The organism is Pseudomonas sp. Xaverov 259, assembly GCF_019352915.1.
Lineage (GTDB): Bacteria > Pseudomonadota > Gammaproteobacteria > Pseudomonadales > Pseudomonadaceae > Aquipseudomonas.
Genome location: NZ_JAAAFV010000048.1, coordinates 64,032 through 83,022 on the forward strand (window position 1 = coordinate 64,032; position 18,991 = coordinate 83,022).

Below are 18,991 nucleotides of genomic sequence, written 5' to 3' on the forward strand. Positions count from 1 at the left end.
ACTCGCAGGCCCTGAAAATAATGGGTGCAGCGTATAGAGGGGGGCAAGATTAAGGAAATACGGAATAACAATCCAGCTCATAGGTGGTCTCTATGCAGTCGCCGCGGTTAATCGACACCCTGGTTGCCCAGATGTTACCGCTGATGTCGCCGCTTTCGCCGAAGAGGCAAAGCCGGTAAGGTCGGCGCGTTCGTCTTCTTGCTCGGAGTTATCCATGCCCGCCCCTGCCCTTTCTGGCCCGCAATACCTGCGTGAAGGCCTCAAACTGGTGTTGAGCCCTGGCCTGCGCCTGTTTGTACTGCTGCCGTTGGCGATCAACTTGGTGCTGTTCGTCGGTTTGATCTATTTCGCCGGCCATCAGTTCAGCCTGTGGGTCGACACCTTGATGCCGACGCTGCCTGGCTGGCTGAGTTTCCTCAGCTATATCCTGTGGCCCTTGTTTGTGGTGCTGGTGGCATTGATGGTGTTTTTCACCTTCACCATGCTCGCCAATATCATCGCCGCGCCGTTCAACGGTTTTCTTTCGGAGAAAGTCGAGGTGGTGGTGCGCGGTACAGACGACTTCCCCGCCTTCAGCTGGGGCGAGTTGATTGCCATGGTCCCGCGCACCCTGGCGCGGGAAATGCGCAAACTGGGTTACTTCCTGCCACGCGCCATCGGCCTGTTTATCCTGTCGTTCATCCCAGTGGTCAACCTGATAGCCGCGCCGCTGTGGCTGTTGTTCGGTGTGTGGATGATGGCGATCCAATACATCGACTACCCGGCGGACAACCACAAGCTGGGCTGGAACGAAATGCTCGCCTGGCTGCGCCAGAAGCGCTGGCAGAGCATGAGCTTTGGCGGCATTGTTTATCTGGTGTTGCTGGTGCCGGTGGTCAACCTGCTGATGATGCCGGCGGCCGTCGCGGGCGCCACGTTGTTCTGGGTGCGTGAGCAAGGGGCCGAGGCGATGGCGCGGCAGGCGGTAGCCAAGTCATAAATCCATCATCCTAGCGTCACAATGACGACATGGCCCACGGTGACACTGTGGGTCATGACGACAGCCTCGCTTCACATCACCCTCATTACCGAAACCTTCCCGCCGGAAATCAACGGGGTGGCCAATACCCTCGGCCGCCTGTGCGAGGGTTTGCGCGCGCGTGGCCATCAGGTCGAGTTGGTGCGCCCGCGCCAGGGCGTCGATCAAAGCCGGCCCAGCGACGATGAGTTGCTGCTGTGTCGCGGCTGGCCATTGCCGGGTTACCCGGGGCTGCAATGGGGCCAGTCGTCGATGCACAAGTTGCTGCGGCGTTGGACACGACAGCGCCCGGACGTGCTGTACATCGCCACTGAAGGGCCGCTGGGGCTGTCGGCGCTGCGTGCGGCACGGCGTCTGGGGATCAGCGTGGTCAGTGGTTTTCACACCAACTTTCAGCAGTACTCGAACCAGTATGGCTTGAGCCTGCTCAGCCGCATGGTCACCCACTACTTGCGCTGGTTTCACAACCGCTCGACCCTGACCCTGGTGCCCAGCGCCAGTCAACGCCTGGAGTTGGAACGTCGCCACTTCGAGCGCCTGGGCATGTTGTCCCGCGGCGTCGACAGCCAGTTGTTCCACCCCGCCAAGCGCGATCATGCACTGCGTGAAAGCTGGGCGCTCAACAGCGACCAGATCGCCGTGCTGCATGTGGGCCGCCTGGCACAGGAAAAAAACCTGGGGCTGCTCAAGCGCTGCTTCGAAACCTTGCAGGACACCTACCCACTGCGCCAGATGAAACTGATCATCGTCGGCGACGGCCCGCAACGGGCGACAATGGAAAAGGAACTGCCCGAGGCGATTTTCTGCGGCACCCTGCGCGGTGAAGAACTGGCGCGGCACTACGCGTCCGGCGATGTGTTCCTGTTCCCCAGCCTGACCGAAACCTTTGGCAACGTAGTGCTGGAAGCCATGGCCTCGGGACTGGGTGTGGTGGCTTACGATCAGGCAGCCGCCACCCAGCATATTCGTCATGGTTACAACGGCGTGCTGGCGATGCCAGGCGATGAGGAAGCGTTTTGTGACGCAGCCAATTGGCTGCTGGAGGATGCGGAGAGTTTGCGCCGCATGCGCTTGAATGCTCGTCAGCATGCGAGCCGCCAGGGTTGGCCGGCGATTATTGAGCAGTTTGAACGTCAATTACGCGGGGTGTGCAAGGACGGGCACCCGGTGCCCGTCCTGTCGCCCCTTACACCAGGCTCGTCAACGCCTCACGACTGAACGGCAGAATGTCCCCCTCACGACCTTCGCGCACCTTTACGGCCCAGTCCGGGTCCACCAGTAGGGCACGGCCCACAGCAACCAGGTCGAACTCGTCGTTGTTCAGGCGCTCCAGCAGGTTTTCCAGGCTGGCCGGCTGGGCGACCTTGTCGGTGTTGACCATGAACTGCAGGAACTCGCAGTCCAGGCCCACGCTGCCCACGGTGATGGTCGGCTTGCCGGTGAGCTGGCGGGTCCAGCCGGCCAGGTTGAGGTCGGAGCCTTCGAACTCCGGCTCCCAGAAACGGCGCGTCGAGCAGTGGAAAATATCCACACCGGCGTCGGACAACGGCTTGAGGAATTCACCCAGCGCCTCGGAGGTTTGCACCAGGCGTGCGGTGTAGTCCTGCTGCTTCCACTGAGAGAAGCGCAAGATGATCGGGAAGTCCGGGCCTACGGCGGCGCGGGTGGCCTGGATCAATTCGATGGCAAAACGCGAGCGTTTAGCCAGGCTGCCGCCGTATTCGTCAGTGCGCTGGTTGCTGCCTTCCCAGAAGAACTGATCGACCAGATAGCCGTGGGCTCCGTGGATCTCCACGCCATCCATACCAATGCTCTGGGCATCCTTGGCGGCCTGAGCGAAGGCGTTGATCACGTCCTTGATGTCTTGTTGGGTCATGCCGTGGACGACGACGTTACCGTCCTTGAGTTTCTCCATCGGGCCGTAGGCGGGCACGCTGGCGTCAGGCTCGGTACCGATACGGCGCACGCTGCCCACGTGCCACAGCTGCGGGACGATCTTGCCGCCTTCGGCGTGTACGGCATCGACTACTTTCTTCCAACCCGCCAGCGCGGCCTCACCGTAAAAGTGCGGCACATTCGGGTAGCCGTTGGAGGCCTGATGGCCGACCACGGTGCCTTCGGTGATGATCAGGCCCACGCCCGCAGCGGCGCGGCGGCGGTAGTACTCGATGACTTTGGAATTGGGTACGCCACCCGGCGAGAACGATCGGGTCATGGGCGCCATCACCACACGGGTGGACAGTTGCAGTGCACCGAGCTGGAAGGGTTTGAACAAAGCCTGGACGGGCATGGGGCACTCCACACAAGAAGGATTTATGATGCGGATAATATGGACCGTGCAGCGTGCTGGGTAGCACTATTGATCTGGGTGATTAAGGGGTAAAAGTGAGAGAGGTTAATCGCCGCCAACCTGTGGCGAGCGGGCTTGCCCCGCGTTGGGCTGCGTAGCAGCCCCTCTTCCAGGCAGCGCATTTTCGGTTGAAGGAATGCAGGGATCTTACTGGGGCTGCTACGCAGCCCAACGCGGGGCAAGCCCGCTCGCCACAAGAAGCACTGTTAACTCCCCTCGTCAGCACTCAGCTCAGGGCTTTTTCGATGGCCTGTACGATCGTCGGATCATCCGGCGCGGTGCGCGGAGAGAAACGCGCAAGTACACGGCCGTCCTTGCCGAGCAGGAACTTCTCGAAATTCCAGGTGATATCACCAGGGAACTCAGCGCCCTCGCCCGCCAGCAGGCGATACAGCTGATGGCGATCGTGGCCGTTCACGTCAAGCTTGCTGCCCAACGGAAAGGTAACGCCGTAGTTCAGGCTGCAGAACGCCTGAATTTCTTCTTCGGTGCCCGGCTCCTGGCCTGCAAACTGGTTGCACGGCAGGCCTAGAACAGTAAAACCCTGGCCTTTGTACTGCTGATAAAGGTTTTCCAATGCCGCATATTGCGGGGTCAAACCACATTTGGAGGCCACGTTGACCACCAGCACCACTTGCCCCTTGAAGGGCGCCAGCGGCAGCTCTTGTCCGTCCAAAGCTTTGAGTTTCAGGTCGTGGAAAGCACTCATGACGAACTCCAGATATCCCATGTTCTTCGCGTTGCGGCTGTTCGAGATTACAGACCACAAGCCTGCAATCATAGACGCCGATTGAAAAACTCGCCCGCCGGTTACTGCGCGGTCGGCCAGGGCAAAATCGGAATCGCGGTGACCGCATTCTGCGGGCTGCCTTCGATCAGGCGGTCGCTGTAGACCAGGTACACCAAGGTATTGCGCTTCTTGTCGAGAAAGCGCACCACCTGCATGGTCTTGAACACCAGCGAGGTGCGCTCCTTGAATACTTCGTCGCCATCCTTGAGTTCGCCCTTGAAGTGAATCGGGCCAACCTGACGGCAGGCTATCGACGCTTCGGCGCGGTCTTCGGCCAGGCCCAGGCCGCCTTTGACGCCGCCGGTCTTGGCGCGCGACAGGTAGCAGGTCACGCCGTCAACCTTAGGGTCATCAAACGCCTCGACCACTATGCGGTCGTTGGGGCCGACAAACTTGAATACCGTCGACACCTGGCCGATTTCTTCGGCCGAGGCCAGCAACGGCATGGCCAGCAGCAGGCCGAGTAATCCTTTCATGACACGCATCGTGTATTTCCTTTATTCAGACCAGAATCAGGTTATCGCGGTGAACCAGTTCCGGTTCGGCCATGTAACCCAAGAGTCCGACAATTGCATCGGACGATTGTCCAATAATCTTCTGTGCTTCAAGGGCGCTGTAGTTGGCCAGGCCACGGGCGATCTCACGACCATCGGGCGCCACACACACCACCATCTCGCCACGGCGGAAGCTGCCCTGCACCCGTTTGACGCCGACCGGCAGCAGGCTCTTGTTGCCCTGGGACAAGGCTGACACAGCACCGTCGTCCAGAACCAGCGTGCCACGGGTTTGCAGATGACCGGCCAGCCATTGTTTGCGCGCCGCGAGCATGCCGCGTTCCGGCGACAGCAGCGTGCCAATGCGCTCACCGGCCTTGAGGCGGTCCAGCACGCGCTCCAGGCGCCCGCCGACGATGATGGTGTGCGCACCGGAGCGCGCGGCCAGGCGTGCAGCACGCAGCTTGGTCTGCATACCGCCACGGCCCAGGGCACCGCCGACACTGCCAGCCACGGCGTCCAGCGCCGGGTCATCGGCACGCGCCTCATAAATAAGCTGGGCGTCGGGGTTGTTGCGCGGGTCAGCGTCGAACATGCCGTCGCGGTCGGTGAGGATCACCAGCAGGTCGGCTTCCACCAGGTTGGCCACCAGCGCTGCCAAGGTGTCGTTGTCACCGAAGCGAATTTCGTCGGTGACCACCGTGTCGTTCTCGTTGATCACCGGGATGACCTTGAGCTCAACCAGCGCGCGCAGAGTGCTACGGGCATTGAGGTAACGCTTGCGGTCGGACAGGTCGTCGTGGGTCAGCAGGATCTGCGCGGTGTGGCGGCCGTGTTCGGCAAAGCTGGATTCCCAGGCTTGCACCAGGCCCATCTGGCCGATGGCGGCGGCGGCTTGCAGTTCGTGCATCGCGCTGGGTCGCGCGGTCCAGCCGAGGCGGCTCATCCCGGCGGCAACTGCCCCGGAAGAGACCAACACCAACTCAACACCGGCCTCATGCAAGGCCACCATCTGCTCGACCCAGACGCTCATCGCTGCGCGATCCAGACCTTTGCCATCCGCCGTCAGCAGCGCACTTCCGATCTTTACGACCCAGCGCTGCGCACCTGTCACTTTGCTCCGCATCATCTTCAACCTTAGAGTGAGGGCCGCGCGACCCAGCGCGCCCCATAACGTTATACCCGGATACCAAAACGCCGCTCTATAAGGAGCGGCGTTCAAGTTTACTGCAACGAATCAGTCGCGCACGTAAATGATTTCCGGACCGTCTTCATCATCCACGTCTTCTTCGTCCCAATCGTCGTCGCCGATGTCATGGACCGACTTCACGCCGCTGCGGCGCAGGGCTCGCTGGTCATCCAGGGCCTGCAACTGGGCGCGGGCTTCGTCTTCGATCTGCTGGTCGAGCTCGGCGAGTTCGGCCTTGAATACCGGGTCGGCCGCCAGGCGGTCGGCGCGGTCTTCGAGGTAGCGCATGATGTCGCGGGTCAGGCGCTCGGTGCCTTCTTTGGCGATAGCCGAAATCACATAGACCGGGCCTTCCCACTCCAGGCGATCAACGATTTCCTTGACGCGCTCTTCGTGCTCTTCTTCGAGGATCTGGTCGCACTTGTTCAGTACCAGCCAGCGGTCACGCTCGGCCAGGGCCGGGCTGAACTTGGTCAGCTCGCTGACGATCACTTCGGCGGCGTCTGGCGCGCTGGTGTCATCCAGCGGCGCCATGTCGACGAGGTGCAGCAGCAAACGGGTACGCGACAAGTGCTTGAGGAAGCGAATCCCCAGGCCAGCACCGTCGGAAGCACCTTCGATCAAGCCAGGAATGTCGGCGATCACGAAGCTTTTCCAGCGGTCTACGCTGACCACGCCCAGGTTTGGCACCAGGGTGGTGAACGGGTAGTCGGCAACTTTCGGCTTGGCGGCCGAGACCGAGCGGATGAAGGTACTTTTGCCGGCGTTCGGCAAGCCCAACAGGCCCACGTCCGCCAGTACTTTCATCTCCAGCTTGAGGTCACGCTGCTCGCCAGGCTTGCCCGGCGTGGTCTGGCGTGGCGCACGGTTGGTACTGGACTTGAATCGGGTGTTACCCAGGCCGTGCCAGCCGCCCTGCACAACCATCAGCTTCTGGCCGGCCTTGGTCAGGTCGCCAATCACTTCCTGGGTCGCGGAATCGATGATAGTGGTGCCGACCGGTACGCGCAGTACCAGGTCTTCACCTTTTTTACCGGTGCAGTCGGTGCTGCCGCCGTTGGAGCCACGCTCGGCATCAAAGTGCCGGGTGTAACGGTAGTCGACCAGAGTGTTGAGGTTTTCGTCGGCCATCATGTAGATGGAACCGCCGTCACCGCCGTCACCGCCGTTTGGACCACCGTTTTCGATGAATTTTTCGCGACGGAAACTCATGCAACCGTTACCGCCGTCGCCTGCTTTTACTCGGATGGAAACTTCATCAACGAACTTCATAACAAAACGCCTCTCGTCGCATGGACGAGCTTAAGAAACCAAGACATAAGACTCTTGCAAAAATGAGCGCAGCGACCTCAGAAAACGACCGCACATCCAGCGCCTGAGCCCATCACAAACAGCTTTGCAAGAGACTCACTCCACAAACGAAAAAGCCCCGTCGCGAGACAGGGCTTTTCCAGCGATCGCGCAATTAAGCGGCGACAACGCTCACGTAACGGCGGTTGAACGCGCCTTTTACTTCAAACTTGATCACGCCTTCGATTTTAGCGAAGAGGGTGTGATCTTTACCCATGCCAACACCGTAACCGGCGTGGAATTGGGTGCCGCGCTGACGCACGATGATGTTGCCCGGAATGATTTTCTGGCCGCCATACATCTTAACGCCAAGGCGTTTGGCTTCTGAGTCGCGACCGTTACGGGTACTACCACCAGCTTTTTTGTGTGCCATGAGTCAATTCTCCTAGTGAGGAATTAGGCTGAAATTAAGCCTGAATACCGGTGATTTTGATCTCGGTGTACCACTGGCGGTGGCCCATACGCTTCATGTGGTGCTTACGACGACGGAACTTGATGATGCGGACTTTATCGTGACGACCTTGGGAGATCACTTCAGCCACAACGGTAGCGCCAGCAACAACTGGAGCGCCGATGTTCACGTCATCGCCATTAGCGACCAACAGAACGCGATCAAAGGTAACGGATTCGCCAGTAGCGACTTCCAGTTTTTCGATCTTCAGGTATTCACCTGGGGCGACCTTGTATTGCTTGCCACCAGTAACAATTACTGCGTACGACATGGTATTTCTCCGATAATCCTGCTCACCCAGCGCTTTATAAGAAAAGGTATTGGCTGGCATGGCTGCATGGGATGGACGTCCCGAATGCAATTGCGTAAGGCAGGTGCTGCCCAGGAAGTTCAGGGTGCGCGATTGTACGCAAGGTAAATGGGTGTTGCAAGTGGCCGCCAGTCGCCTTGAAAGCGTAGCGAGCGAAGGGAAGACAAGGAAAAAACAGGCGAGGAAGCGGAGTTTACGGGTTGTAAATGAGCATTCCGAGCCTGTTTTTGACGCAGGATTACAGAGCGCAGTAGCTTTCATGGTGACTGGGCGCGCCTTGACACCCGGGGGTCAGGGTCCTAGCATGCCGCGCAACCCTTCTGGAGCGACTGTCGCTGATGCAACCCCAAGCTTTCTACCGCGCGGTCGCGGACGATTTTAGCGCCGTCGACGGCATCATCAAGCAGCAGCTGACGTCTAAAGTGCCGCTGGTCTCCAAAATTGGCGACTACATTACGTCGGCGGGCGGTAAACGCCTGCGTCCTTTATTAGTGTTGCTGTGTGGCAAGGCCCTGGGCCGCGAAGGCGATGACCTGCGCCTGCTGGCCGCCACCATCGAATTCCTGCACACCGCCACCCTGCTGCATGACGACGTGGTCGACATGTCCGGCATGCGCCGTGGCCGCGAGACGGCCAACGCGATGTGGGGCAATGCCCCCAGCGTGCTGGTAGGCGACTTCCTGTATTCGCGCTCGTTCGAAATGATGGTCGAACTGGGCTCGATGCCGGTGATGAAGATTCTTTCACAAGCCACGCGCATCATCGCCGAAGGCGAAGTGTTGCAGCTGTCCAAGGTCCGCGACGCCAGCACCACTGAAGAAACCTACATGGAAGTGATTCGCGGCAAAACCGCGATGCTCTTCGAAGCCTCGACCCACAGCGCCGCCGCCCTGTGTGGCGCAACAGCCGAACAAGCCGAAGCCCTGCGCACCTTTGGTGATCACCTGGGCGTGGCCTTCCAGCTGGTGGACGACCTGCTCGACTACCGTGGCGACGCCGAGACCCTGGGCAAGAACGTCGGTGACGACCTGGCCGAGGGCAAGCCGACCCTGCCGCTGATCTACACCATGCGCGAAGGCACGCCGGAACAGGCCGCCCTAGTGCGCAAGGCGATCCAGAAAGGCGGGATTGAAGACCTCGAAGCTATCCGTGCTGCGGTAGAAGCCTCGGGTTCCCTGGAGTACACCGCACAGCTGGCGCGTGACTACGTGGCCCGTGCCATCCAGTGCCTGGAAGCCCTGCCAGCCAGCGAATACCGGGATGCCCTGGTCGAGCTGAGCGAGTTTGCGGTAGCCCGCACGCACTAAAGACTCTTTGCAGAGCTGGCTTATGTGGGAGCGGGCTTGCTCGCGAAGGCGGTGTGTCAGTCAGCTATGAAGTGACTGACACACCGCCTTCGCGAGCAAGCCCGCTCCCACATTTAGACCCCATTAGCAACTCGCTGCCCCGCTACAGCCACAAAACCCTATATAATGTGCGACTTTTAGCCATCCTGACTCTCAAGGAGCTTTAGTGAGCACGTTGCCACCCTGCCCGAAATGCAATTCCGAGTACACCTACGAAGACGGCGCCCAGCTGATCTGCCCGGAATGCGCCCACGAATGGTCCGCCAATGGCGAGGCCGAAGTGGCGGGCGACGAAACCGTGAAGAAAGACTCTGTGGGCAATGTCCTGCAAGACGGCGACACCATCACCGTGATCAAGGACCTCAAGGTCAAGGGCACGTCCCTGGTGGTCAAGGTCGGCACCAAGGTCAAGAACATCCGCCTGTGCGACGGCGATCACGATATCGATTGCAAGATCGACGGTATCGGCCCGATGAAACTCAAGTCCGAGTTCGTGCGCAAAGTCTGAACCTGCTGCATCCATCCCGCGCCCGCCGCGGGGTGGCGTTTTGCCCTCCCTGCTGACCTGTCTCAATATCCACACAGAAAAACCAGGAAACCGCCAATAGGCACTTGCTATTCTACGAATAAGAATTATTCTCATTGAAACCCATCAAGGAGAACCACCATGACTTATTTGATAGATGCCTGGCTGGACCGCCCACACCCTTACCTGCGGATCCTGCATCGGGAAACCGGCGAAGTCTGTGCGGTGCTGGAAGAAGAAGCGTTGAGCGAACTGCAAGACCAGGGCGACCTGGACGTGAACGGCCTGAGTTCCAGTGAACCCGGCGTGCTGAAAGAGGTAGTACGTAACTTGTTCCTGTTTTGCTATGCCCGAGCGTTGCGCCCGGCGACAGAGCTTCATGGCAAGTTTCATCCATGAACCATCACGCAGAATCCGCAGGTGCGGGCTTTATGTGGGAGCGGGCTTGCTCGCGAAAGCGGTGTGTCAGTCACTGAATGTGTATCTGAACTACCGCATTCGCGAGCAAGCCCGCTCCCACACAAGCCCAACACCCATAGAACTCAGCGGGTATTACAGAACGTCGAGCAGCTCAACGTCGAACACCAGAACGCTGTGCGGCGGAATGCTGCCAACGCCTTGAGCGCCGTAAGCCAGTTCGCTCGGCACGTACAGGCGCCATTTGCTGCCGGCATTCATCAGTTGCAGAGCTTCGGTCCAACCGGCGATCACGCCGCCCACCGGGAATTCTGCAGGCTCGCCGCGCTCGTAGGAGCTGTCGAACACAGTGCCGTCGATCAGGGTGCCGTGGTAGTGCGTACGCACTTGGTCTTCACGGCTCGGCTTGGCGCCGCTACCTGCAGTCAGCACTTCAAATTGCAGGCCGGAAGCCAGTGTGGTGATGCCGTCACGCTTGGCGTTTTCAGCCAGGAACGCCAGGCCGGCGCCAGCAGCCGCTTCTGCCTTGGCAGCCGCTTCGGCTTGCATGATTTCACGGATCACTTTGAAGCTGGCCGCCATTTGCTCTTGGTCAACACGGCTTGGCTTGCCGTCGAACGCGTCGGTCAGGCCGGCCAGGATGGCGTCGATGCTCACGCCCGGTGGCGGGTTGTCGCGCAGTTGGTCGCCCAACTGACGGCCGATACCGTAGCTGACGCGGGTTTCGTCGGTGGACAGATTAACTTCGGACATGAAGAGGCTCCGCTGTAGGACAGCACGGTTTCCCGCGCCATCCAGAACTAAAAGGGCCCGCAGACTAGCACACAAGCCCCGCCTCTGATCAGCCCCCTGCCCTACTACCAAAGCGCCAGGTCGTAGGTCAGATACAGCCGATAGTTATCGCGGTCGCTGGCGTAGGTGGAACGATAGGTCGCTTTGCGCAACTCCACGCCCAAGCCTTTAAAGGTACTGTTCTGGATGACATAGCGCAGGTTAGTGTCCGACTCCCACTCCCGCGCCTCACGCCCCCTGTAATCACCGTTCTGCCCTTTGTAATAGCGGGTCATGAAACTCAAACCCGGCAGCACGGCTTCAAAATCATAGTCGTAGCGCAGCATCCAGGTTTGCTCACCGGCCTGGATGAACTTGCCCACACCGGCGTTGGTGAAGGAATACACCGTCGAGACACTGGCATAAGGCAGCGCAGTGTCGCCGTTGACCTTCTGATAACCGACGCCCAGCGCCTGTGCTCCCAGGCGGTAGGTGAACAACCCGCTGAACATGTCGCTGTCGACTTTGCCGTTGCGCGCCTCACCCGCATCGCTGCTGATGAAATAACGCAAATCACTGGTCAGCGTGCCGTTACCCACCGGTTGTTTATGCACAAGACCAAAAAACTGCTGACGATAGAACTCTCGCATTTCGCCGTAATACCACGTGCCGCGCAGTTGCGGCGTGAAGGCATAGGAGGCGCCGGCAAAATCGAAATCACTGCCCTGTTTGCCGCTGTAGCCCTGGGGATAAATAGCCACGCTGTCGGTGGAATTTCGCTGCTTGAATTTATCCAGGTGCCCGGCGTGCAGGTAGAGGTCGCGAATACCGCTGTACTCCACTTGAGTGCCTTGAAAAGTCTGCGGCAGCAGGCGTCCATCGTTGTGCACCAGCACCGGAATCTTCGGCAGCAAGGTGCCGGTTTTCACCACGGCATCGCCCCAGCGAATCTTCGCGGTGACGCCCAGGCTGGAGAATTCGCTGGCGGCATGGCCATCGTCATGCACCGGCAATAAACCCGTGCCGGCGTGAGTGGGGCTGGAGTCGAGCCGCAGCCCCGCCAACCCCAACGCGTCCAGACCAAACCCTAGCGTGCCTTCGGTATAGCCTGACTGCAGGTTGAGTAAAAAACCTTGCGCCCACTCTTTGCGATCCTCGCCGCCGTCGCGGTAATCGTCGTTGAAGTAGAAATTGCGCAAGGTCAGGCGACCCTTTGAGTCCTCCCAGAAACCCTGGGCCAGGAGTACCGGCGACACACTTGCCAACAGGCACGCCGAGGCCATTTTTCCTCGATTGAAAAGTTTATGCATCGCTGTTCCCTCTATGCCTTATTGTCGTTTTTTTATGGGCAGTTCCACCGCGCGACACACTGGACGGCACCTCGCGTTGGAGCGGACACTAACGGCTCGTCGAAAGCCCCACAACGTTATGCGAGATGCGCATCAGGCTATGCGCAAAGCACCGCCAAGCCCTCGCAACCGACAGGAAAATCACGGTGAATCTCAAGCAGCTCGAAGCCTTCAAGGCGATCATGTCCACCGGTTCGACCATCGGCGCAGCAACACGCATGGGCCTGTCGCAATCGGCCGTCAGCCGCCTGTTGAGTCAACTGGAAGAGGCGTTGGGTTTCGTATTGTTTCTGCGCAAAAAAGGTCGCCTGATGGCCACTGCAGAAGCGGAAGAGTTGCTGACCGAAGTCGTCGGCCTGGTAGACGGTATGCAGCGTATCCAACGCCTGGCCGACGAAATGCGCGTGGGCCGCTCGCGCAAAAGCCTGCTCAAGGTCGGGGTGCCCACCAGCATGACCCAAGAGCTTTTGCCACGGATCGTCGCGGAGTTTCTCAAGAGCCATGACGACATCGTGGTGGAGTTGCTGACCGGCTCTTACGACATGATCGAGCGCGCCGTACTCGACCGGTCCGCCGACCTGGGCTTTGTGCGCCTGCCGACGGAAATTCCCGACTTCGACATCGAGCCCGTGCTGCAAACCGAAGGCGTGTGCGTGATGCCCGCCGACCACCCACTGACTCGCCACACCTGTATCGAGGTGCAGCACTTGCGCAATGTGCCGTTGGTGATGCTGGGCCGACAACGGGCTTTACGGGCTGAGTTGAACCAGGTGTTTCGCGCGGCCAACCTCACGCCGCAAGTGCGGGTCGAAGTGCATTCGGTAGGCGCGGCGTGCAGCTTTGTCGCCGAAGGCCTGGGGGTGTCGATCGTCAACGGTTTGCTCGCCAGCCACTTCCTGCACCTGCCGATCGTGACCCGGCCTTTTCGCCCTGCACTGCCTTACGCTTTCGGCCTGGCCTATCGCACCAATGAGCCACGCCCACAAGTAGTCACGGCGTTTGCCGAACACCTCAAGCAGCGCTTGAACGCACAAAACGCATAGCCCGACCCACCCTGCGCATAACGTTGTCGCCGCCAAAACTTTGCCCTAGTGTCCGCTCCACACGCGTCACTCCCCCATAACAACAACGGCAAACGCCGGGGCAGCCAGCATGAGCGAATCACAGAATTTCTCCACAGCGGCGGCGGTGGAAAAACCCACGCAACGCAAACAGATCAACCCGGCCATCATCCTGCTGAGCATCGTTTTGCTCGCCGTGGCCTTCACCTACGCGGTGAACTCGGGCAAGTTCGAGCGCCAGAACGGGCTGGTCGTACCCGGCTCTTATCAGGTGCTGGAGAAACACAACAGCCTGGGCCAATTGTTCGCGCTGGAGCCACGCAAGGCCGGCGATAGCGTGGCCCGGCCGGTGTCGCTGGTCGAAGGTTTCATGGCCATCCCCCAAGGCATCGAGAAACGTGCAGCGCTGATCTTCATGGTGCTGTTCATTGGCGGCATGTTTGGCGTACTGAACAAGGCCGGGGTGATCGACGCCGGGCTCGAGCGTTTATTGGGCCTGACCCGCGGCAACATCTACGTGCTGGTGCCGAGCCTGATGCTGGTGTTTTCGGCGGGCAGCACGTTCATGGGCCTGGCCAAGGAGTTTATTCTGATCGTGCCGCTGATGGTCGCCATGGCCAACCGGCTGGGGCTGTCAAACCTGATCGGGCTGGCTATCGTCACCATCTCGGTGAAGATCGGCTACCTCGCCTCAATCTCCAACCCTGTGGCGCTGTCCGTCGCTCAGCCGATGGTCGGGCTGCCTATATTCAGCGGCTTAAGCATGCGCGTACTGGCCTACTGCAGCTTCTTGCTGGTGGGGATCGCCTTCGTGTTGTGGAGTATCCGCAAGTACGGTTTCGATGCGACAGCGCAGATTACGTTCGAACATAAACCCTTGCCCACGCGCCATTTGATCAACCTTATTGTGCTGCTGAGCGGCATCGGCTTTCTGGTCTACGCCTCCAACCGCTGGGGCTGGAAATACCATGAGCTGTCGGCGTTTTACCTGTTGCTGACGGTGGCGTTCAGTGTGATTGCCGGGCTAGGAGCAAGTGTCGCCGCCAGTGCTTTTGTCGATGGCATGAAGAAAGTGCTGATTGCCGGCGTGCTGATCGGCCTGGCCACCGCCGTGGAGATCATCCTCAGTACCGGCCAAGTGCTCGACACCATCGTCAACACCCTGGCCAACCTGGTAGGCGACCACGGCCCTATTGTGTCGGCCTACGGCATGTTCTTCGCGCAACTGGGGCTGGACGTGTTGATCCCGTCCACCTCGGGCCAGGCGGCGGTGACCATGCCGATCTTCGGCCCGCTGGGCCAACTCTCCGGCGTCAGCCCGCAGACCACTGTATTCGCGTTTCTGATGGGCAATGGCCTGACCAACATGATCACCCCAACCTCCAGTGGCCTGCTGGTATTGCTGGCCACCGCCAATGTCGGTTGGGGCCAATGGGCGCGCTACATCCTGCCGCTGTTTCTGATCTACGCCGTACTGGCGATGGTGTTGCTGGCCATTGCGGTCACGAGCGGGTACTGAGTCGATGAGTGTTTTCCCCATGCAAACCCTGCACAACCACATGATCCCGATGCGCGACGGCATCCACCTGGCCACCGATATCTATTTGCCGACAGGCAGCTGCGGCCCTTTCCCGGTGGTCATTGAACGCACGCCCTACGACAAGAGCAAACCCTCTCGCTCGGAAAAACAACGCGACGGCCAGCACATCTCCCGAGAACAGATGGCGGCACGCTTTACCGACCAAGGCTTTGTCGCAATTTTTCAGGACTGCCGGGGCCGCTATGCGTCTGAAGGCGTGTTTACCAAATACACCGCCGAGGGCGAGGACGGTTTCGACACGCTTGCCTGGATCGTCCGCCAGCCGTGGTGCAACGGCAAGATCGGCAGCATGGGCCTGTCTTACGCTGCTCATACCCAACTGGCGATGGCCTGCCTGCACCCACCGGGCTTGAGCAGCATGGTGCTCGACAGCGGCGGCTTCGCCAACGCCTACCAGTGCGGGATTCGCCAGGGTGGCGCGTTCGAACTCAAGCAGGCCACCTGGGCCTTTCGCCAGGCCAAGGAAAGCCCGACAGCCCTGGCCGATCCACAGGTTCGCCAAGCACTGGAGCAGGAAGATATCCATCATTGGTTTACGCGCATGCCCTGGCAACCCGGCCAGTCACCTTTGCGCCATGTGCCGGAGTACGAGACCTACGTGCTGGAGCAGTGGGCCCAGGGCACGTTCAGTGAGTATTGGCGAACGTCCGGTATCTATGCCGAGGGCTACTATCGGCAACTGCCCGACATTCCAGTGTTGTTCATGTCCAGCTGGTATGACGCCTATGTCAGCTCCACCCTGGCCAACTACAGCGCCTTCAGGCAAAACACCTCGGCCCACCAGCGGCTGGTGATGGGCCCATGGCTGCATGGTGACCGCAACATCAGCCACAGCGGCGACGTCGAGTTCGGGCCGCAGGCAGCATTCGATGGTCAGGTCGATCAGAACTGGCTGAGCTGTCGGCTGGCGTGGTTCGAACAATCGCTCAAGCCCTCGCCTCACGCGCCAAAAGCCAGCGTGCAGGTATTTCTGATGGGCGGCGGCAGCGGCCAACGTGACCCTGACGGCCGACTGCAACACGGCGGACGCTGGTTGCACTCGACGCAATGGCCGCTGCCAGGCAGCCAGGTGCAGACGCTCTACTTGACGGCTCAAGGGCAACTGAGCGGCACTGCACCAGACGCTACCGACGCGTGCTTGAGCTACCTCGCCGACCCGGCCTGTCCGGTCCCGACCCTCGGCGGCGCGCTGACCTCCGGCGCCCCCATTTTCGTTGGCGGCGCTTTCGACCAACGTGAGCGTGCCGACTTCTTCGGCACCCGTGGCGACAACCGCCCGCTGAGCGAGCGCAACGATGTGCTGAGCTTCCTTACCGAGCCGCTCATTGAAGACTTGATCGTCGCCGGTGATGTACAGATCGAGTTATGGATAGACAGCGATGCACCCGACACCGACTTCACCGCCAAGCTGATTGACCTGTACCCGCCCAGTCCCGACTACCCCGATGGTTTTGCGATGAACATCACCGATGGCATCCGCCGGTGTCGCTATCGAGACTCCTGGGAGCAGCCGACGGCGCTGACACCGGGCAAACGGGTGAAGGTCACGATCGAACCCTTCGCCACCTGCAACCTGTTCAAGCGCGGCCATCGACTGCGCCTGGATATTGCCAGCAGCAACTTCCCGAGGTTTGACGTCAACCCCAACAGTGGTGAGCCTTCTGGCCAGGCCCACCATTCAAGGGTGGCACGCAACACTGTGCACCTGAGCGCGGGTGCCGCGTCCTGCCTCAGACTGACCGTGGTGCCCGCTACCGCGCTATAAGCCTGCTGGGCCGCCGTTGCTGCCAGGCAATGGCGACCCTTCGTCGCACCCGTAAGAAATGTATTTCAGAATCATCGCGTGCCGCCGATACCCCCGTACAAACTTTGGCTGGCTCAAACAACAACACCGTCCAGCAGACACACATCATTCTTGCGGAGCATTCGATGAATAGCTGGTTCGGCAACATCAGCGTCAACCTCAAACTCGGCCTGGGCTTTGGCCTGGTGCTGGTCCTCACCTCGATCCTGGCCCTGACCGGCTGGACCAGCCTGGGCGGCTTGATCGACCGTAGCAACTGGATGAGCGACATCACCCAGCTCAACGCGTCCCTGACCAAGCTGCGCATCGTGCGCCTGCAATACATGCTCGCCAATGGCGACGAAGCCGTGGCACAGAACGTCCAAACCAGCCTCGACGCCTTCACTGCCCAGCAACAGAAACTGCTGGACAGCTTCAAGAGCCCGGAAAACCTCAAGCTGCTCACCGAGCAGAAAGCCGTCATCACGGCCTACCAGCAGTCGCTGAACAAAATGCGTGAGGCCTACCGTAACGGCAACGCCGCACGCCAAGTGATGGGTGACAAGGCCGACATCGCCAACGGGCAGATCGACGCACTCGAAGCCAGCGTGCAGCAAGCGTCCGACAGCCCGGAGCGCTTCGCCCAGTACCAGGCCGTGTCGCACGCCAAGGAAGAGTTCCAACGGGCCCGTTATGAAGTGCGTGGCTACACCAACTCCCCCAGTGAAGAAACCGAAGCCCGCGCCGCTGCACAAATCGAAAAAGCCGTCGCTGGTTTGAAAAGCCTCAGCACCGCGTTTGGCACCAGCCAACAAAGCGCACTGACCGCGCTGGAAACCGCACTCGGTGCCTATCGCAGCGCCGTACAGAGCTACAAGGCTGCCAACGCCAACATCGTCAGCGCCCGCGCCGAGATGACCACCCAGGGTGCCGATATCGTCACCATCAGCGACAAGCTGTACGACATCCAACTCGACCGCCGCGACGCCGAAAGCACCCAGGCCCGCAGCCTGCAATTGATCAGCACCTTGTTGGCATTGCTGGTCGGCATCATCGCGGCGCTGGTCATCACCCGCCAGATCACCCGCCCGATCCAGGACACCCTGGCCGTGGTGGAACGCATCGCTTCCGGTGACCTGAGCCACAACATCCAGGTGACCCGCCGCGATGAACTCGGCGTATTGCAGCAAGGTATCCAGCGCATGGGCACTACCCTGCGCGAGCTGATCAGCGGCATTCGTGACGGCGTAACCCAGATCGCCAGCGCCGCCGAAGAACTCTCGGCCGTGACCGAGCAGACCAGTGCCGGCGTGAACAGCCAGAAAATCGAAACCGATCAAGTCGCCACCGCGATGCATGAAATGACTGCCACCGTGCAGGAAGTCGCGCGCAACGCCGAGCAAGCGTCGCTGGCCGCCGCCGATGCCGATGGCCAAGCCCGCGCCGGCGACAAAGTGGTGGCCGAGGCCATCGCCCAGATCGAGCGCCTGGCTGCCGAAGTGGCGCGTTCCACCGACGCCATGACGCACCTGCAGCAAGAGAGCAACAAGATCGGCAGCGTGATGGACGTGATCAAGGCCGTGGCCGAGCAGACCAACCTGTTGGCGCTCAACGCGGCGATTGAAGCGGCGCGTGCCGGTGAAGCCGGTCGTGGCTTTGCCGTGGTGGCCGACGAAGTGCGAGGCCTGGCCCAGCGCACACAAAAATCCACCGAGGAAATCGAAGGCCTGGTCGCCGGTTTGCAGAACGGCACCCAGCAAGTGGCCACGGTGATGAACAACAGCCGCAGCCTTACCGACAGCAGCGTCGAGCTGACGCGCAAGGCCGGTGTATCGCTGGAGAACATCACCCGTACCGTGTCGAATATCCAGTCGATGAACCAGCAGATTGCAGCGGCCGCCGAGCAGCAGAGCGCCGTGGCTGAAGAGATCAGCCGCAGCATTGTGAACGTGCGCGATGTGTCGGAGCAGACGGCTACTGCGAGCGATGAGACGGCTAAATCGAGCGTGGAACTGGCGCGTTTGGGCAGCCAGTTGCAGCAGATGGTCAGTCATTTCCGGGTGTAAAACCCAAAGCGCAAATACCAAAAAGCCGCCTCGGTTCAAGCCGAGGCGGCTCCACTTCTCAGACCTTAAAGGTCATCGAAGCTGTCCCGCAGGAATACCCATACGTGATAAACACGCAGG

The 18,991-nt window shown here is 60.3% G+C and carries 18 protein-coding genes; 9 read left to right on the forward strand and 9 right to left on the reverse strand.

Going from position 1 to position 18,991, the window contains the following annotated elements:
• Positions 1 to 214: 214 nt before the first annotated feature.
• Both cysZ and K0H48_RS21050 read left to right on the forward strand, forming a co-directional pair.
• Positions 215 to 979, forward strand: coding sequence for a sulfate transporter CysZ (gene cysZ / locus K0H48_RS21045; RefSeq protein WP_138813878.1), 765 nt, complete (start codon positions 215 to 217; stop codon positions 977 to 979).
• A gap of 54 nt (positions 980 to 1,033) precedes the next feature.
• On the forward strand, positions 1,034 to 2,236 hold the full coding sequence (locus tag K0H48_RS21050; protein WP_219268995.1) for a glycosyltransferase family 1 protein: 1,203 nt from the start codon (positions 1,034 to 1,036) through the stop codon (positions 2,234 to 2,236).
• Here K0H48_RS21050 and K0H48_RS21055 read toward each other — a convergent pair.
• The 7 genes from K0H48_RS21055 to rplU all read right to left on the reverse strand — a co-directional run bounded on the left by K0H48_RS21055 (position 2,205) and on the right by rplU (position 7,913).
• Positions 2,205 to 3,308, reverse strand: coding sequence for an NADH:flavin oxidoreductase (locus K0H48_RS21055; protein WP_219268996.1), 1,104 nt, complete (start codon positions 3,306 to 3,308; stop codon positions 2,205 to 2,207). The genes K0H48_RS21050 and K0H48_RS21055 overlap by 32 nt on opposite strands.
• A 286-nt stretch (positions 3,309 to 3,594) precedes the next feature.
• Positions 3,595 to 4,077, reverse strand: a complete 483-nt coding sequence (locus K0H48_RS21060) for a glutathione peroxidase (RefSeq protein ID WP_065930526.1) — start codon at positions 4,075 to 4,077, stop codon at positions 3,595 to 3,597.
• 101 nt (positions 4,078 to 4,178) lie between these two features.
• Positions 4,179 to 4,643: a CreA family protein gene (locus K0H48_RS21065; RefSeq protein WP_017137940.1), complete on the reverse strand. Its 465-nt coding sequence runs from the start codon at positions 4,641 to 4,643 to the stop codon at positions 4,179 to 4,181.
• Between the two features lie 16 nt (positions 4,644 to 4,659).
• Positions 4,660 to 5,778, reverse strand: coding sequence for a glutamate 5-kinase (proB, locus tag K0H48_RS21070; protein WP_219269035.1), 1,119 nt, complete (start codon positions 5,776 to 5,778; stop codon positions 4,660 to 4,662).
• Positions 5,779 to 5,889: 111 nt separating this feature from the next.
• A complete protein-coding gene (cgtA, locus tag K0H48_RS21075; protein WP_016976186.1) occupies positions 5,890 to 7,113 on the reverse strand; it encodes an Obg family GTPase CgtA in 1,224 nt (407 codons plus the stop codon).
• 193 nt (positions 7,114 to 7,306) lie between these two features.
• Positions 7,307 to 7,564: a 50S ribosomal protein L27 gene (rpmA, locus tag K0H48_RS21080; protein ID WP_003176049.1), complete on the reverse strand. Its 258-nt coding sequence runs from the start codon at positions 7,562 to 7,564 to the stop codon at positions 7,307 to 7,309.
• 34 nt (positions 7,565 to 7,598) lie between these two features.
• Positions 7,599 to 7,913, reverse strand: a complete 315-nt coding sequence (gene rplU / locus K0H48_RS21085) for a 50S ribosomal protein L21 (protein ID WP_007950961.1) — start codon at positions 7,911 to 7,913, stop codon at positions 7,599 to 7,601.
• A 377-nt stretch (positions 7,914 to 8,290) separates the two neighbouring features.
• Between rplU and K0H48_RS21090 the strand changes: the two genes are divergently transcribed.
• From K0H48_RS21090 to K0H48_RS21100, 3 genes are all read left to right on the forward strand, one after another.
• A complete protein-coding gene (locus tag K0H48_RS21090) occupies positions 8,291 to 9,259 on the forward strand; it encodes a polyprenyl synthetase family protein (protein ID WP_015372944.1) in 969 nt (322 codons plus the stop codon).
• A 205-nt stretch (positions 9,260 to 9,464) separates the two neighbouring features.
• A complete protein-coding gene (locus K0H48_RS21095) occupies positions 9,465 to 9,806 on the forward strand; it encodes a zinc ribbon domain-containing protein YjdM (RefSeq protein ID WP_003230858.1) in 342 nt (113 codons plus the stop codon).
• 159 nt (positions 9,807 to 9,965) lie between these two features.
• Complete coding sequence (locus K0H48_RS21100) at positions 9,966 to 10,223, forward strand: hypothetical protein (RefSeq protein ID WP_138813875.1); 258 nt, start codon at positions 9,966 to 9,968, stop codon at positions 10,221 to 10,223.
• Between the two features lie 153 nt (positions 10,224 to 10,376).
• On the opposite strand, the gene K0H48_RS21105 is transcribed toward K0H48_RS21100, so the two are convergent.
• Positions 10,377 to 10,994, reverse strand: coding sequence for an FKBP-type peptidyl-prolyl cis-trans isomerase (locus tag K0H48_RS21105; protein WP_219268997.1), 618 nt, complete (start codon positions 10,992 to 10,994; stop codon positions 10,377 to 10,379).
• A gap of 104 nt (positions 10,995 to 11,098) precedes the next feature.
• The gene (locus K0H48_RS21110) at positions 11,099 to 12,295 is read right to left on the reverse strand and encodes an OprD family porin (RefSeq protein ID WP_219269036.1); all 1,197 of its coding nucleotides are present in this window, start codon (positions 12,293 to 12,295) and stop codon (positions 11,099 to 11,101) included.
• Positions 12,296 to 12,507: 212 nt separating this feature from the next.
• Here K0H48_RS21110 and K0H48_RS21115 point away from each other — a divergent pair, with 212 nt between their 5' ends.
• The 4 genes from K0H48_RS21115 to K0H48_RS21130 all read left to right on the forward strand — a co-directional run bounded on the left by K0H48_RS21115 (position 12,508) and on the right by K0H48_RS21130 (position 18,871).
• The gene (locus K0H48_RS21115) at positions 12,508 to 13,404 is read left to right on the forward strand and encodes a LysR family transcriptional regulator (protein WP_219268998.1); all 897 of its coding nucleotides are present in this window, start codon (positions 12,508 to 12,510) and stop codon (positions 13,402 to 13,404) included.
• Positions 13,405 to 13,513: 109 nt separating this feature from the next.
• Positions 13,514 to 14,941, forward strand: coding sequence for a YfcC family protein (locus tag K0H48_RS21120; RefSeq protein WP_219268999.1), 1,428 nt, complete (start codon positions 13,514 to 13,516; stop codon positions 14,939 to 14,941).
• 19 nt (positions 14,942 to 14,960) lie between these two features.
• A complete protein-coding gene (locus tag K0H48_RS21125; protein WP_219269037.1) occupies positions 14,961 to 16,787 on the forward strand; it encodes a CocE/NonD family hydrolase in 1,827 nt (608 codons plus the stop codon).
• 164 nt (positions 16,788 to 16,951) lie between these two features.
• Positions 16,952 to 18,871 (forward strand): methyl-accepting chemotaxis protein, encoded by a 1,920-nt coding sequence (locus tag K0H48_RS21130; RefSeq protein WP_219269000.1) that lies wholly within the window; start codon positions 16,952 to 16,954, stop codon positions 18,869 to 18,871.
• The last annotated feature ends 120 nt before the right edge of the window (positions 18,872 to 18,991 follow it).

What these genes read in the sequence shown, in the direction of transcription:
- K0H48_RS21105 (WP_219268997.1), bottom strand. Translation starts at nt 10,994, where the DNA reads ATGTCCGAAGTTAATCTGTCCACCGACGAAACCCGCGTCAGCTACGGT.
- K0H48_RS21110 (WP_219269036.1), bottom strand. Translation starts at nt 12,295, where the DNA reads ATGGCCTCGGCGTGCCTGTTGGCAAGTGTGTCGCCGGTACTCCTGGCC.
- cysZ (WP_138813878.1), top strand. Translation starts at nt 215, where the DNA reads ATGCCCGCCCCTGCCCTTTCTGGCCCGCAATACCTGCGTGAAGGCCTC.
- K0H48_RS21060 (WP_065930526.1), bottom strand. Translation starts at nt 4,077, where the DNA reads ATGAGTGCTTTCCACGACCTGAAACTCAAAGCTTTGGACGGACAAGAG.
- K0H48_RS21130 (WP_219269000.1), top strand. Translation starts at nt 16,952, where the DNA reads ATGAATAGCTGGTTCGGCAACATCAGCGTCAACCTCAAACTCGGCCTG.
- K0H48_RS21050 (WP_219268995.1), top strand. Translation starts at nt 1,034, where the DNA reads ATGACGACAGCCTCGCTTCACATCACCCTCATTACCGAAACCTTCCCG.
- K0H48_RS21055 (WP_219268996.1), bottom strand. Translation starts at nt 3,308, where the DNA reads ATGCCCGTCCAGGCTTTGTTCAAACCCTTCCAGCTCGGTGCACTGCAA.
- K0H48_RS21125 (WP_219269037.1), top strand. Translation starts at nt 14,961, where the DNA reads ATGCAAACCCTGCACAACCACATGATCCCGATGCGCGACGGCATCCAC.
- K0H48_RS21100 (WP_138813875.1), top strand. Translation starts at nt 9,966, where the DNA reads ATGACTTATTTGATAGATGCCTGGCTGGACCGCCCACACCCTTACCTG.
- rpmA (WP_003176049.1), bottom strand. Translation starts at nt 7,564, where the DNA reads ATGGCACACAAAAAAGCTGGTGGTAGTACCCGTAACGGTCGCGACTCA.
- rplU (WP_007950961.1), bottom strand. Translation starts at nt 7,913, where the DNA reads ATGTCGTACGCAGTAATTGTTACTGGTGGCAAGCAATACAAGGTCGCC.
- proB (WP_219269035.1), bottom strand. Translation starts at nt 5,778, where the DNA reads ATGCGGAGCAAAGTGACAGGTGCGCAGCGCTGGGTCGTAAAGATCGGA.
- K0H48_RS21065 (WP_017137940.1), bottom strand. Translation starts at nt 4,643, where the DNA reads ATGCGTGTCATGAAAGGATTACTCGGCCTGCTGCTGGCCATGCCGTTG.
- K0H48_RS21090 (WP_015372944.1), top strand. Translation starts at nt 8,291, where the DNA reads ATGCAACCCCAAGCTTTCTACCGCGCGGTCGCGGACGATTTTAGCGCC.
- cgtA (WP_016976186.1), bottom strand. Translation starts at nt 7,113, where the DNA reads ATGAAGTTCGTTGATGAAGTTTCCATCCGAGTAAAAGCAGGCGACGGC.
- K0H48_RS21120 (WP_219268999.1), top strand. Translation starts at nt 13,514, where the DNA reads ATGAGCGAATCACAGAATTTCTCCACAGCGGCGGCGGTGGAAAAACCC.